Origin of the sequence: Sagittula sp. MA-2, assembly GCF_030126985.1 — a bacterium.
Lineage (GTDB): Bacteria > Pseudomonadota > Alphaproteobacteria > Rhodobacterales > Rhodobacteraceae > Sagittula.
On sequence record NZ_CP126145.1, the window covers coordinates 1,817,237 to 1,830,271 of the forward strand.

The following is a 13,035-nucleotide window of genomic DNA, read 5'->3' on the forward strand; positions in this document are numbered from 1 at the left end:
TCACTTTGCCAATCCCCACGCCCCGGTGTTTGATGCGCTCCGACAGAGGAGATGCCCGATGATTTACGAAACGATCAATTACGCCGTTCAGGACGATATCGCGACGATCACGCTGAACCGGCCCGAGGTCATGAACGCGCTCAACACCCAGATGCGGGCCGAGATTGCCGACGCCTTCGGTGCGGGCGGACGCGAGGCGCGTGTGGTGGTGATGACCGGAGAGGGGCGGGCGTTCTGCTCTGGCCAGGACCTCGGCGACCGGGAGACGGCGGCCAACCTCGATCTGGAACGGGTGCTGCGCGACGAATACGTGCCGATGCTGAAGTCGATCTATGACTGCCCGGTGCCGACGATCTGCGCGGTGAACGGCGCGGCGGCGGGGGCAGGGGCCAACCTCGCGCTGGCCGCCGACGTTGTGATCGCCACCGAGTCCGCCTTTTTCATGCAGGCCTTCACCAAGATCGGCCTGATCCCGGACGCGGGCGGGACATGGTTCCTGCCGCGCCAGATCGGTCTGGCCAAGGCCATGGGGGCCGCGCTGTTTGCCGAGAAGGTAACCGCCACGCAGGCCGACCAATGGGGCATGATCTGGGAGGCCGTGCCGGACGACACGTTCCGCGACCATGTGGCCCAACGTGCCGCGGCGCTCGCCAAGGGGCCGACGGCGGCCTATGCGCGGGTCAAGCAGGCGCTCTATGCCGCCACGGACAACACGCTGGAAGAGCAGCTTGCGGTCGAGTCGCGCCTGCAGGGGGAATGCGGCAAGACGCGGGACTTCAAGGAAGGTGTCGTGGCCTTCATGGAGAAGAGGCCCGCCGTCTACGAAGGGCGCTGATCCGGACGGCCTGACGGCACGCTGACGACTGCAAAGCAAAACCCCCGGAGCGCAGGCTCCGGGGGTTTCTTGTTGATCTGACCGATGTCAGCGGTTCTCGATATCGACGTAGTCGCGTGCGGTTTCGCCGAGGTAGAGCTGACGCGGACGGCCGATCTTGTTCTGCGGATCGGCCAGCATTTCCTTCCACTGGGACACCCAGCCGACGGTACGCGACAGCGCGAAGATCGGGGTGAACATGGAGGTCGGGAAGCCCATCGCCTCGAGAATGATGCCCGAATAGAAGTCGACGTTCGGGAACAGCTTCTTCTCGGCGAAGTAGGGGTCGGCCAGCGCCTGCTGTTCGAGCTCCTTCGCGGTGGCGAGGATCGGGTTGTTCTCCACTCCCAGCAGGTCCAGCACCTCGTCGGCGGACTGCTTCATCACCGTCGCGCGCGGGTCGAAGTTCTTGTAGACGCGGTGGCCGAAGCCCATCAGCCGGAACGGGTCGCTCTTGTCCTTGGCGCGGGCGATGTATTCCGGAATCTTCTCCGGGCTGCCGATTTCCTTGAGCATCTCGAGGCAGGCCTGGTTGGCGCCACCGTGGGCCGGACCCCAGAGGCAGGCCACACCGGCGGCGATGCAGGCGAAGGGGTTAGCCCCGGACGAGGACGCCAGGCGCACCGTGGAGGTCGAGGCGTTCTGTTCGTGGTCTGCGTGCAGCGTGAAGATCCGGTCCATTGCGCGCGACAGGATCGGGTCGACGTCATAGCGTTCCGCCGGAACGGAGAAACACATGTGCAGGAAGTTCGCCGCGTAATCGAGGTCGTTGCGCGGGTACACGAAGGGCTGGCCGATCGAGTACTTGTAGGCCCAGGCCGCGATGGTCGGCATCTTGGCGATCAGGCGGTGCGAGGCGATCTCGCGCTCCCGCTCGTCGTTGATGTCGGTCGAATCGTGGTAGAAGGCCGCCATGGCACCGACCACGCCCACCATGACCGCCATCGGATGCGCGTCACGGCGGAAGCCGCGGAAGAAGTACTGCATCTGCTCGTGCAGCATGGTGTGGCGGGTGATGGTGCTTTCGAAATGCTCCAGCTCCTCGGCCTTCGGCAGGTAGCCGTAGAGCAGCAGGAAGCAGACCTCGAGGTAGTGCGACTTGCTGGCGAGCTGGTCGATGGGATAGCCGCGGTGCAGCAATTCGCCTTTTTCACCGTCGATGAAGGTGATGGTGGAATCGCAGGACGCGGTGGAAGTGAAACCCGGATCGTAGGTGAACACACCGGCCTGACCGTAAAGCTTGCGGATGTCGATGACATCGGGGCCGGCGGTCGGGGAGTGGACGGGCAACTCGTAGCTCTTGCCCTCCAGGGTCAGAGTCGCAGTCTTCTGGGCGTCAGCCATGCTTGTCATCCTTGCCTTAAATGGTGGAGCCGGGCCGCATCGGACGGCCCGACCGGGTAGGTCTCACATGGCCGAGGTGCGCGTTACGCGCCCCCGTCGGCCGCCTGGTCCTGAAGACGGGCGAGGCTCTCCTCCTGTCCCAGGACCAGCATCATGTCGAAGACCGAAGGAGTCACGGACCGGCCCGCCAAGGCCGCGCGAAGCGGCGCTGCAAGCTTGCCGAACTTGGTCCCTTGTTCTTCGCAGAAGCGGTTCATCTCCGCCTCCAATTCATCTCGCGTCCAGCTAGCATTTTGCAAGTGCGGCGTCAACTTGCCCAGTATACCACGGGATACCGTGTCGAGAGCCTTCTCTGCCTTCTCGTCCGGCGAAATGGGTCGGGATGCAAGGATAAATTCCGCTTTTTCAAGAAGTTCCGGGAAGGACTTGGCGCGTTCTTTCAGGCTGTACATGCCGCGCAGCAGGCCGTCGCGCTGTTCCGTGGACAGCGGTTCACGCCCGGTTGCGTCGAGGAAAGCCTCGATTTCTTGCAGCAACGCGGCATCCTCCGCGACGGCGATATGCTGACCGCACAGGTTTTCGAGTTTCTTGAAGTCGAAACGTGCGGGCGACTTGCCGATTCCATTCAGATCGAACCATTCTTTTGCCTGATCGTCGGTAAAGAATTCGTCGTCGCCGTGGCTCCAACCGAGCCGGGCGAGGTAATTGCGCATACCTGCGGCCGGGTAGCCCATCTTCTGGTATTCGTCCGCGCCAAGCGCGCCGTGCCGCTTCGAGAGCTTCTTGCCGTCCGGTCCGTGGATGAGCGGGATGTGCGCATAGACGGGCAGCTCCCATCCCATTGCGGTGTAGATTCCCATCTGGCGCGCGGCGTTGTTGAGGTGGTCGTCGCCGCGGATCACGTGGGTCACGCCCATGTCGTGATCGTCGACCACCACCGCCAGCATGTAGACCGGCGTGCCGTCGGACCGCAGCAGCACCATGTCGTCGAGCTGGTCGTTGCGGATCTTCACCGCGCCCTGCACCTCGTCGCGGATCACGGTCTCGCCCTCCTGCGGGGTCTTCAGGCGGACGACGTAAGGCAGATCCGGGTGCGTGGCAGGATCGGCGTGGCGCCACGGGCTCTGGAACAGGGTGGAGCGGCCTTCGGCGCGGGCGGCCTCCCGGAACGCCTCGATCTCCTCCTGTGTGGAGAAGCACTTGTAGGCCGCGCCTTTCGCCAGCAGCTCATGCGCGACCTCGGCGTGGCGGTCGGCGCGCTCGAACTGGCTGATGACCTCGCCGTCGTGGTCGAGGCCGAGCCAGGCCAGCCCCTTCAGGATCGCCTCCGTCGCCTCGGGGGTGGAGCGGGCGCGGTCCGTGTCCTCGATCCGCAGCAGGAACAAACCGTCCCGCCCACGCGCGTAGAGCCAGTTGAACAGGGCCGTGCGCGCTCCACCGATGTGAAGGAAACCGGTGGGCGAAGGGGCAAAGCGGGTGACGACCCGGGACGGAGCGGCGGACATCTTGGTTAACCTTATCCTAAGGATGGCGGGAATAGAGTTTGCGCGTACCTAACCCGGCCCCCGGTGCCGGGGCAAGCAGGGGTCTGCCTGCCGATGACGTGGTTTTTCCGCCGGTTCGCCGAAGCGATGGGGGCGCAGCGCGGCTGCCTCTTTCCATGGGTGCCGGTCATGCTGGGCTGTGGGATCGGCCTCTACTTCCAGATCAAGTGGGAACCGCCGGTCCTCATGTTGTGGCTGGCGTTCCTGCCGGGCGGGCTGATCGTGCTGCACGCAAGGGGCGAGGTGGCCGGCCCGCTGCTGGCGGCCTTCGGGCTGATCTGTGTGGGATTCGGCCTCGCCGGGCTGCGCGCCCATGCTGTTGCCGGCCCGGTCATCGACTTCCGTTACTACGGCGCCATCCAAGGCCGCGTGGTGGAGATCGACCGCTCCGCCTCTGACGCCATGCGCCTGACGCTGGACCAGGTGGTGCTGGAGCGGATGGACCCCGGTGACGTGCCGCGCCATGTCCGGGTGTCCCTGCATGGCGACCTGCAACCGCTGGATCCGCTGCCCGGCATGACGGTGATCCTGACCGGTCATCTCGGTGCGCCCGGCGGCGCGGTGGAGCCCGGTGGCTTCGATTTCCGCCGCCATGCCTGGTTTCAGCAGATCGGAGCCGTGGGTTACACGCGCACGCCGGTCCTGATGCTGGAACCGCCACCCGAAGGGCTGCTCTCCGGCCTGCCCATCACCCGGGCGCGCATGGCGCTGTCGGCGCATGTGCAATCGGTTCTGGAGGGGGAGACCGGCGCCTTTGCCGCCGCGATCATGACCGGGGATCGTGCGGGCATGGGGAAGGAGACATTGCAGGACCTGCGGGACACCAACCTCGCGCATCTGCTGGCCATTTCCGGGCTGCACATGGGGCTGCTGGCGGGCTTCGTCTTTGGCACACTGCGCCTCGCCCTGTTGCTGGTGCCCCGCGCGCGACACCACTGGCCGGTCAAGAAGATCGCTGCTGTCGGCGCGCTTGTGGCTGCGGCGGCCTACCTCGCGCTCTCGGGCGGCAATGTCGCGACCGAGCGCGCCTTCATCATGGTGGCCGCCGCACTGACCGCGCTGCTGCTGGACCGGCGGGCATTATCGCTGCGCTCCGTCGCCATCGCGGCGCTGGTGGTGCTGATCCTGCAGCCCGAGGCGTTGCTGGGGCCGGGTTTCCAGATGTCCTTTGCCGCGACGACGGCGCTGGTTGCGGTCTTCGAACGGCTGAGCGCCGCGCGCGCGGGCAGGAAATGGCCCGGCTGGCTGGGCCCGGTGCTGTCCGTCATCGTCTCGTCCGCCGTCGCGGGCGCGGCGACGGCACCGGTCGGCATGGCGCATTTCAACCAGGCGTCGGTCTACGGACTGCTGGCGAACCTGGTGTCGGTGCCGGTGATGGGCGTTGCCGTCGTGCCACTGGGCGTGGTCGCGGGGCTGCTGATGCCGTTCGGCCTGGACTGGATGGCGTTGCATGTCATGGCGATCGGGCTGGACTGGATCCTCGGGGTCGCGCGTGTCGTCGCGGACTGGCCCGGATCGGTGAGGCCTGTCGTGGCGCCCGACCCGGTCGCTCTGCCGATGATCGCGGCGGGCGGGCTGTTCCTCTGCCTGTGGCGTGGGCGGGCGCGGCTCGCGGGGCTGATCCCCATGGCGGCGGCCGTCGCGCTCTGGTCCCAGACCCAGAGGCCGGATGTACTGATCGCCGACAACGGCACGCTGGTCGGTGTCATGACGGCTGAGGGCCGGGGCCTGTCGCGCGATCAGGGGGCGGGCTTCATCGCCGACAACTGGCTGGAGAACGACGGACGCGGCGGCACGCAGGCGGATGCGGCGCAGCGGTGGCCGGGGGCGGTCGCCAATCGGCTGGCAGAAGCGGCGAGCGAAGTCGGCCCGGTGATCCATGTTCAGGGCAAACGCGCGGCCGAATTGCTGACCCGTTGCGAGGCCGGCCAGATCGTCGTCAGCAGCGTCGAGATCGCCATCAACGGCGAATGCCGTGTCTTCGATCCTGTGACGCTTGGCGCCAGCGGGTCGGTCGCGCTCTGGAGCACGTCGGACGGATTGCGGGTGGAGACGGCGAGGGAGCGCGCCGGGCAGCGCCTGTGGCTTGGCGCGAGTCCGGTGCGGCCCAGGCTGGCGCTTTTCCGTTTCTCGTCAGCTCAGTAGGTACGGATCAGCCCGACCAGACGGCCTTGCACGCTGACCGCGCCCCGGGGCAGCACACGCGGCTCATACGCCGGATTGGCCGCTTCGAGAACGATCATGTCGCCTTTCCGGCGGAAGCGTTTCAGCGTCGCCTCGTAGCCTTCGATCTGTGCCACGACGATGTCGCCGTCCGCCGCATCGCCGGTTTCGCGGATCACAACCACGTCGCCGTCGTTGATGCCCGCGTCGATCATCGAGTCGCCACGCACCTCAAGCGCGTAGTGGCGGCCCTGACCCTGCAGCATCATGCCCGGCACGGCGATGCCCGGCGGTTCGTCGTTGATCGACTCGATGGGCACACCGGCCGCGATGCGGCCCATGATCGGCAACTCCGTCACGTCCAGCGTGTTGATTTCGGACGCGCGGCCGGGCGTGCTGTCCGGGCGGTCGCCCTCGATCACGCGCGGAGAGAAGCCCGCCGGCGCACCGCCGAGGCTCTCGGGCAGCTTGACGATCTCGATGGCGCGCGCACGATGGGCGAGGCGGCGGATGAAGCCACGCTCTTCCAGTGCGGTGATCAGCCGGTGGATGCCGGACTTGGACCGCAGGTCGAGCGCATCCTTCATCTCGTCGAAGCTGGGCGGCACACCGTCACGCGTCATCCGCTTGTTGATGAAATCCAGCAGGTCCAGTTGTTTCTTGGTCAGCATGCTCGCGCCCCCATACCCGGTCTTTTGCGTCGCAGGCCAACGTTTGCAGGCCGCGTTAACTTTTGTTCTACGCATGTTCCCGTTTTGTGTCAACGGGTTTGGGGCCGGAGGGACCTGCTGTCAGGTGAGCGGAAGGTAATCCACACGCTCCCCCACCTCGCGGGCGGGGTCGTCCACGGGGCGCACCAGCAGGGCATTGGCTCCGCTCAGAACGCTCAGCAGGCTGGAGTCCTGACGTGTCGCCGCCCGCAGCCCGTCTTCGTCCAGAACGGCCCGCATGTAGTGTTCGCGACCGCCGTTCGCGGGCAGCGGTTCGGCCAGCGGAGCAGAGCGGCGGGGGGCGGCCTGCGCGGGTAGGCCCAGCATGGCACGGATCACCGGCAGCACGAAGACCTGTCCGCAGACCATGGCCGACACCGGATTGCCGGGCAGACCGATCATCATCGTCTCGCCAAGCAGGCCGGACATCAGCGGTTTGCCCGGCCGCATCGCCACCTTGTGGAAGGCGCGCTCGATCCCCAGTTCCTCGGCCACCGGGGCGACAAGGTCGTGGTCGCCGACGGACGCGCCGCCGATGGTGATGACCAGGTCGGCGTCGTCGATCAGCGAGAACGCGTGCCGGAGAGAGGCCCTGTCGTCCCGGGCGATGGGCAGGATCCGCGGCGCGGCCCCGTGAGCGCTCAGCAACGCATGCAGGCCGAAGGTGTTCGACACGATGATCTGGTCCGGTCCCGGCGTCTCGCCCGGCATCACCAGCTCATCCCCGGTTGAGATCAGGGCAACCTGCGGTTTCCGCGCGACGGGCACCCGGTCAACATTCATCGAGGCGAGCAATGCTATGTCGAACGGACTAAGGGTCTTCGGTGCATCGAAACGGGCATTTTCCGCAAAGTCGGTGCCAGCGGGCCGGATGTTGGTGCCTTCGTCCAGTCGGTCGCCAAGCGTGATGCGGTCACCGTCGCGCGTTACGTCCTCCTGGATCACGACACGGGTCGCACCGTCCGGTACGGGGGCGCCGGTGAAGATGCGCACGGCCTGGCCCGCGGACACTGTGCCGTCGAAACGATGCCCCGCAGCGCTTTCGCCGATCACGTTCAATGTCCTGCCGGGCGCGGCGTCGGCCATCGCATAGCCGTCCATGGCCGAGGACGGAAAGGGCGGCTGACTGCGTCTTGCGGAAACCGCGCGGGCCAGCGTCCGGCCCGATGCGGACACCAACGGGACCTCTTCGATCTCCATCGGCCGCACGAGCGAGAAGAGCTGCGCGAGGGCTTCCGCTACCGAGATCATGTCGCTTCGTAACGCCCTGATTTCCCGCCATCTTTCAGGATGACACGGATGCCGCCGATCTGCATCGCCTTGTCCACGGCTTTCACCATGTCGTAGACGGTCAACGCTGCGGTCGAGACTGCGGTGAGCGCCTCCATCTCAACCCCGGTCTGCCCGGTGGTCTTGACCGTCGCGGTGATGCGCAGACCGGGCAGGTCGGCATCGGGTTCCAGATCGACGGACACCTTTGTCACGGGCAGGGGATGACACAGCGGGATCAGCTCTGGCGTCTTCTTCGCGCCCATGATCCCGGCCAGTCGTGCAACACCGATCACGTCGCCCTTCTTGGCGTTGCCTTCGGTGATGAGAGCGAATGTCTCCGGCGCCATGCGGACCCAGCCTTCGGCTGTGGCGACGCGGGCGGTCACCGCCTTGTCGGAGACATCCACCATGTGGGCTGCGCCGCGGTCGTCGAAATGCGTCAGGTCGCTCATGGTCACTCTCAGGCCGGGACGGGGTTTTTCAGCAAGGTTTCGGTCGCTTCCTGCACGTTTTCCTGTCGCATGAGGCTTTCTCCGATCAGGAAGGCGCGGGCGCCATAGCCGGCCATGTCCGCCAGATCGGCGGGCGTGTTGAGCCCGGATTCGGAGATCAGGAAGCGGCCTTCGGGGACGCGCTTCGACAGGGTTCGCGTGGTGTCCAGCGTCGTCTCGAACGTCTTGAGGTTGCGATTGTTCACCCCGATCAGCGGCGATTTCAGGGCCAGCGCGCGGTCGAGTTCGTCACCGTCGTGAACTTCGATCAGGGCATCCATGCCCCAGGCGTTCGCGGCATCCTCGAGCTCGGCGGCTTGCGCGTCAGATACGGAGGCCATGATGATCAGGACGCAGTCCGCGCCAAGCGCGCGCGCCTCGGCCACCTGGTAGGTGTCGTACATGAAATCCTTGCGCAAGGCGGGCAGGGTGGTGGCCGCGCGGGCGTCGACAAGGAACTCCTTGGCGCCCTGGAAGGACGGCGTGTCAGTCAGCACGGACAGGCAGGTGGCGCCCCCGGCTTCATAAGCCTGCGCCAGCCGCGCCGGGTCGAAGTCGGCGCGGATCAAACCCTTGGAGGGGCTGGCTTTCTTCACCTCTGCGATCAGCCCGTAGCCGGTTTTGGCGGCCAGGTACAACGCCTTGGCAAAGGGTCGGACGGGCGACGCGTCGCGTGCTTCGGCCTCCACCTCGGACAGCGGTTTGGCGCGCTTGTCGGCGGCGACCTCCTCCAGCTTGTAGGCCTTGATCTTGTCGAGGATCGTCTGGGTCATGGCGCCTCTCCGGTCCAGTTGATAGGTGCGGCGCCTTGCGTCTTAAGCCAGTCGTTGATGCGGGAAAAGGGCCGCGAGCCGAAAAAGCCGCGACGGGCGGACAGGGGCGAGGGGTGGGCGGTCTGCAGAACGAGGTGGCCCTCACCTCTAATGTCGCGGGCGAACCCCTGCGCGTGTTTGCCCCAGAGCAGGAAGGCGCGCGGCCTGTCGGAGAGGGTGTGCAGCACTTGCCGCGTCAGTTCGGACCATCCGAGCCTTGCATGTCCGCCCGCCTGACCGGCAGGAACGGTCAGCGCGGTGTTCAGCAAGAGCACGCCTTGGTCCGCCCAGAAGCGCAGATCGCCGTTGGCCGGACGGGACCCGAGATCGTCGGTCAATTCCTTGTAGATGTTGTTCAGCGACCTCGGCAGGGCGACATCCGGCGCGACCGAAAACGCGAACCCATGGGCGTGACCCGGCGTGGGGTAGGGATCCTGACCCAGGATCACCACCTTCACCTCGTCGGGCGCGCAGGCCTCCAGCGCCGCGAAGCGTTGGGCGTCGGGGGGCAGAATATCGGCCTTTCCGGCAAGATCCGCCGCAATACGGGGCAGATCCTGCACGAAAAACGGCAGATGGTTCCAGCTCTCAGGCGGGGTCATGCCGCTTGAGTGGCCGCCGCCAGAGCTGCGACCTTCGCTTTTGCCGCGCCTGAATCGATGCTTTCGGCCGCTTGGGCCACGCCTTCGCGCAGGTCGGCGGCCCGGCCGGCGATGGTCAGCGCAGCGGCGGCGTTCAGCAGGACCGCATCGCGATAGGCCGAAGACACGCCGTCCAGCAGCGCCGCCATGGCCTTGGCGTTCTGTTCCGGGGTGCCGCCGATGATTGCTTCGAACGGGTGTTCGGGCAAGCCTGCGTCTTCGGGGTGCAACTCCACTTCCCGGATGCTGCCGTCCTCTTCCAGGGAGGCCACCCACGACAAGCCAGCGATGGTCAGTTCGTCGGTGCCGTCCGAACCGTGCACCAGCCATGCCCGCTCTGACCCGAGCTTGCCGAGAACCTCTGCCATCGGGCGGATCAGGTCGCGGGTGAAGGCCCCGGTCAGCTGCCGTTTCACGCCCGCAGGATTCGTAAGGGGCCCCAAAATGTTGAAGATTGTCCGCGTCCCGAGTTCGGCCCGGACCGGGCCGACATGCGCCATGGCGGGATGGTGCATCGGCGCCATCATGAAGCAGATGCCGACGTCTTGCAGCGCCTTCTCGACACGGTCGGCGGGCAGCATCACGTTGATCCCGAGCTGGGACAGTGCGTCCGCCGCGCCCGACTTGGACGACAGGTTGCGGTTGCCGTGCTTGGCCACGGTCACGCCGGCCCCGGCCACGACAAAGGCGGTCGCGGTCGAGATGTTCAGCGTGCCCTTGCCGTCGCCGCCGGTGCCCACGATGTCCATCGCCCCCTCCGGCGCGCGGACCTTGTTGCATTTCGCCCGCATCACCGCGGCGGCGGCGGCGTATTCGTCCACCGTCTCGCCCCGCGTGCGCATCGCCATCAGAAGCCCGCCGATCTGCGCGGGGGTGGCTTCGCCGTTGAACAGGATGCTGAAGGCGCGCTCCGCCTCGTCGCGGGTCAGGGCGCGGTCGGCGGAGGCCCCGATCAGCGGTCTGAGATCGTCGCTCATGCCGGCACCTTCAGGACGTCGAGGAAGTTGCGGAGCATGGCGTGGCCGTGCTCCGACGCGATGCTTTCGGGGTGAAACTGCACGCCGTGGATCGGCAGGCTTTCATGCGCCAGCCCCATGATCGTGCCGTCGGACAGCTCCGCCGTCACCTTAAGGCACGAGGGCAGGCTCTCCCGGTCAACCACAAGCGAATGGTAGCGGGTGGCCTGCAGCGGAGAGGGCAGTCCCGCGAAGACGCTTTCGCCCTTGTGATGGATCTCGCCCATCTTTCCGTGCACGATTTCGGTATGTCTCTGCACGATACCGCCGAAGACCTGTCCGATGGTCTGGTGTCCGAGGCACACGCCGAACAGCGGCGTGCCGGTTTCGGCGGCCGCCTCGGTCAGTGCGCAACAAATGCCGGATTGCGAGGGCGTGCCGGGGCCGGGGCTGAGGACGATGCCCGCGGGGTTCATCGCGATGGCCTGCTGCACGTCGATCGCGTCGTTTCGCCAGACCTGCACATCGGCGCCCAGTTCGCCGAGGTAGTGCACGAGGTTGTAGGTGAAACTGTCGTAATTGTCGATCAGGAGCAACATTTCGCGGCCTTTCTGGGGGTGGCGGGCGGCACTTCGGTCGCGGTATAAATGCGCAGGAGGGTCTTGCGGCGTCAAGGGCTTGAGGCCACGGTATGGGCATGGGGCAACGGGTGCCGCAGAATGCATCCGTGACACGACGCGTGAGCGGCAGGACCGCAGGTGAACGGGGCAGAGAGGGGAGTACGGGCGCATGGCACGGGGATTTCTGGCAGGAGCGGTGGCGGGTATCGTCGTCTCCGGCCTTGGAGCTGGGGTATTGTCGCTGGCCACCGGCGTTCCGGAGGATGTCCGGGCACGGGTCTTGCCGACGCCGTCGCCGTCCCAGACCATCGCGGCGCCGGTGACGGATGCCGAGGACATGCCGTCGCCCGACGTCCCCGCCGAAGAAGACGTTGTCGCCGTCGTGCCAGCAGAGGAAAGCGCCCCCGAAGTGACTGCCGTCGTGCCCGAAGCGCCGGCTTCCGTGCTTGAAATGACCGACTCCGTCGACGAGGCGCCCGATGCCGCGCCCGCGCCGGATGTTGGCGAAAGCCCGGATGCGCCACGGCCTCCTGTCGAGCCGGAAGCGGACACCCAGGTCACGGTGACAGGGGAAGCGCCCGTCGCGCCCCCGGCTGCTGTCGCCACACCGCCGGAACCTGCGGCGGAGGACGAGCCGGAAGTTGCCGAAGACGCGCCGCCGCCGGTCGAAACCGACATGACCGAGGTCCCTGCGCCGGTCACGCTAGAACCGGAGGAGGCGCCGGAGCTGGCCTCCGAGGATCCGGAAGACGCATCCGACAGGCCCTCCATCGGGACGCCCGCGGGCTCCTTGGCTGATCGGGCACCTGCGGTGGCCGAAGGACGCCTGCCCACCATCGGGGCCGAGGCCGATGCTCCGCCAGCGACCGAAGAATCCGAAGCGCCGGAAACCGTGGACGATCCGCTTGGCGCGGACAGTCCGCTGGTCAGGTTCGCGTCGCCTTTCACCCCGCAGCCCGATGTGCCGCGCATGGCGCTGATCCTGATCGACGACGGGTCCGGCCCGATGGGACCGAAGGAACTGGAAACCTTCCCCTTCCCGGTCAGCTTTGCGATCTCGCCCGCGCACCGCGATCCCACGGGCGCGGCAGAGGGATATCGGGAGCGCGGGTTCGAGGTGCTGGCGCTGGCGGACATGCCCGAAGGTGCCGTGGCGTCGGATGTCGAGGTGAGCCTGACTGGCCTCTTGGACGCGATTCCCGAAGCCGTGGGCGTGCTGGAAGATCCGTCGGGGGGCCTGCAGGACAGCCGGGAAGTGTCGATGCAGGCGGCGGCCTTCCTCGGCTCGACGGGTCATGGGCTTGTCATGGTGCCGAAAGGTCTGAACACGGCGCAGAAGCTGGCGGCGAAGGAGGGCGTGCCCTCGGCGACGCTGTTCCGGGACCTCGATGGCGACGGGCAGGATCAGGGCCTGATCAGGCGGACGCTTGACCAGGCGGCGTTCCGGGCGCGGCAGGAAGGCGCGGTGGTCATGCTGGGGCGGCTCAGGGCGGACACGATCTCGGCGCTGCTGCTCTGGGGACTGCAGGACCGGGGCAACACCATTGAGCTGGTGCCGATCTCGACCGTGCTGAAGGAATCGCTGGCACCTGCCGAGTGACGCGCCAT

The 13,035-nt window shown here is 66.8% G+C and carries 12 protein-coding genes; 3 read left to right on the plus strand and 9 right to left on the minus strand.

The annotated features are described in order from the left end of the window. The first annotated feature begins 58 nt into the window (after positions 1-58). Positions 59-835, plus strand: a complete 777-nt coding sequence (locus QNI11_RS09070) for an enoyl-CoA hydratase-related protein (protein WP_100930774.1) — start codon at positions 59-61, stop codon at positions 833-835. An 87-nt stretch (positions 836-922) separates the two neighbouring features. Here the strand turns inward: QNI11_RS09070 and gltA are convergent, their stop codons facing one another. Then, on the minus strand, positions 923-2,218 hold the full coding sequence (gene gltA, locus QNI11_RS09075) for a citrate synthase (protein WP_100930773.1): 1,296 nt from the start codon (positions 2,216-2,218) through the stop codon (positions 923-925). A gap of 83 nt (positions 2,219-2,301) precedes the next feature. Further along, positions 2,302-3,723 (minus strand): glutamate--tRNA ligase, encoded by a 1,422-nt coding sequence (gltX, locus tag QNI11_RS09080; RefSeq protein WP_283983168.1) that lies wholly within the window; start codon positions 3,721-3,723, stop codon positions 2,302-2,304. Positions 3,724-3,816: 93 nt separating this feature from the next. On the opposite strand from gltX, the gene QNI11_RS09085 reads away from it, so the two are divergent. Continuing rightward, positions 3,817-5,907 carry a ComEC/Rec2 family competence protein gene (locus tag QNI11_RS09085; protein ID WP_283983169.1) on the plus strand — a complete coding sequence of 697 codons (2,091 nt, stop codon included), beginning with the start codon at positions 3,817-3,819 and terminating at the stop codon, positions 5,905-5,907. Here the strand turns inward: QNI11_RS09085 and lexA are convergent. The 7 genes from lexA to QNI11_RS09120 all read right to left on the minus strand — a co-directional run bounded on the left by lexA (position 5,901) and on the right by QNI11_RS09120 (position 11,406). Then, positions 5,901-6,596, minus strand: coding sequence for a transcriptional repressor LexA (gene lexA / locus QNI11_RS09090; protein WP_100930771.1), 696 nt, complete (start codon positions 6,594-6,596; stop codon positions 5,901-5,903). The genes QNI11_RS09085 and lexA overlap by 7 nt on opposite strands. Before the next feature lie 120 nt (positions 6,597-6,716). Beyond that, on the minus strand, positions 6,717-7,886 hold the full coding sequence (gene glp, locus QNI11_RS09095) for a gephyrin-like molybdotransferase Glp (protein WP_283983170.1): 1,170 nt from the start codon (positions 7,884-7,886) through the stop codon (positions 6,717-6,719). Continuing rightward, positions 7,883-8,359: a cyclic pyranopterin monophosphate synthase MoaC gene (moaC, locus tag QNI11_RS09100; RefSeq protein ID WP_283983171.1), complete on the minus strand. Its 477-nt coding sequence runs from the start codon at positions 8,357-8,359 to the stop codon at positions 7,883-7,885. Before moaC ends, glp begins: the two co-directional genes overlap by 4 nt. 8 nt (positions 8,360-8,367) lie before the next feature. Further along, on the minus strand, positions 8,368-9,171 hold the full coding sequence (gene trpC / locus QNI11_RS09105) for an indole-3-glycerol phosphate synthase TrpC (RefSeq protein WP_283983172.1): 804 nt from the start codon (positions 9,169-9,171) through the stop codon (positions 8,368-8,370). Continuing rightward, entirely contained in the window at positions 9,168-9,812 is a 645-nt protein-coding gene (locus QNI11_RS09110; RefSeq protein WP_283983173.1) for a uracil-DNA glycosylase, read from the minus strand. Before QNI11_RS09110 ends, trpC begins: the two co-directional genes overlap by 4 nt. Then, the gene (gene trpD, locus QNI11_RS09115; RefSeq protein WP_283983174.1) at positions 9,809-10,828 is read right to left on the minus strand and encodes an anthranilate phosphoribosyltransferase; all 1,020 of its coding nucleotides are present in this window, start codon (positions 10,826-10,828) and stop codon (positions 9,809-9,811) included. The genes QNI11_RS09110 and trpD overlap by 4 nt, the downstream gene beginning before the upstream one ends. After that, positions 10,825-11,406, minus strand: coding sequence for an aminodeoxychorismate/anthranilate synthase component II (locus QNI11_RS09120; RefSeq protein WP_283983175.1), 582 nt, complete (start codon positions 11,404-11,406; stop codon positions 10,825-10,827). The genes trpD and QNI11_RS09120 overlap by 4 nt, the downstream gene beginning before the upstream one ends. Positions 11,407-11,596: 190 nt before the next feature. Between QNI11_RS09120 and QNI11_RS09125 the strand changes: the two genes are divergently transcribed. Next, the gene (locus QNI11_RS09125; RefSeq protein ID WP_283983176.1) at positions 11,597-13,027 is read left to right on the plus strand and encodes a divergent polysaccharide deacetylase family protein; all 1,431 of its coding nucleotides are present in this window, start codon (positions 11,597-11,599) and stop codon (positions 13,025-13,027) included. Positions 13,028-13,035: the final 8 nt, after the last annotated feature.

Coding starts and splice junctions, on each gene's coding strand:
- moaC (WP_283983171.1), bottom strand. CDS start 8,359: ATGAGCGACCTGACGCATTTCGACGACCGCGGCGCAGCCCACATGGTG.
- QNI11_RS09110 (WP_283983173.1), bottom strand. CDS start 9,812: ATGACCCCGCCTGAGAGCTGGAACCATCTGCCGTTTTTCGTGCAGGAT.
- gltX (WP_283983168.1), bottom strand. CDS start 3,723: ATGTCCGCCGCTCCGTCCCGGGTCGTCACCCGCTTTGCCCCTTCGCCC.
- QNI11_RS09085 (WP_283983169.1), top strand. CDS start 3,817: ATGACGTGGTTTTTCCGCCGGTTCGCCGAAGCGATGGGGGCGCAGCGC.
- QNI11_RS09070 (WP_100930774.1), top strand. CDS start 59: ATGATTTACGAAACGATCAATTACGCCGTTCAGGACGATATCGCGACG.
- lexA (WP_100930771.1), bottom strand. CDS start 6,596: ATGCTGACCAAGAAACAACTGGACCTGCTGGATTTCATCAACAAGCGG.
- gltA (WP_100930773.1), bottom strand. CDS start 2,218: ATGGCTGACGCCCAGAAGACTGCGACTCTGACCCTGGAGGGCAAGAGC.
- QNI11_RS09125 (WP_283983176.1), top strand. CDS start 11,597: ATGGCACGGGGATTTCTGGCAGGAGCGGTGGCGGGTATCGTCGTCTCC.
- QNI11_RS09120 (WP_283983175.1), bottom strand. CDS start 11,406: ATGTTGCTCCTGATCGACAATTACGACAGTTTCACCTACAACCTCGTG.
- trpC (WP_283983172.1), bottom strand. CDS start 9,171: ATGACCCAGACGATCCTCGACAAGATCAAGGCCTACAAGCTGGAGGAG.
- trpD (WP_283983174.1), bottom strand. CDS start 10,828: ATGAGCGACGATCTCAGACCGCTGATCGGGGCCTCCGCCGACCGCGCC.
- glp (WP_283983170.1), bottom strand. CDS start 7,886: ATGATCTCGGTAGCGGAAGCCCTCGCGCAGCTCTTCTCGCTCGTGCGG.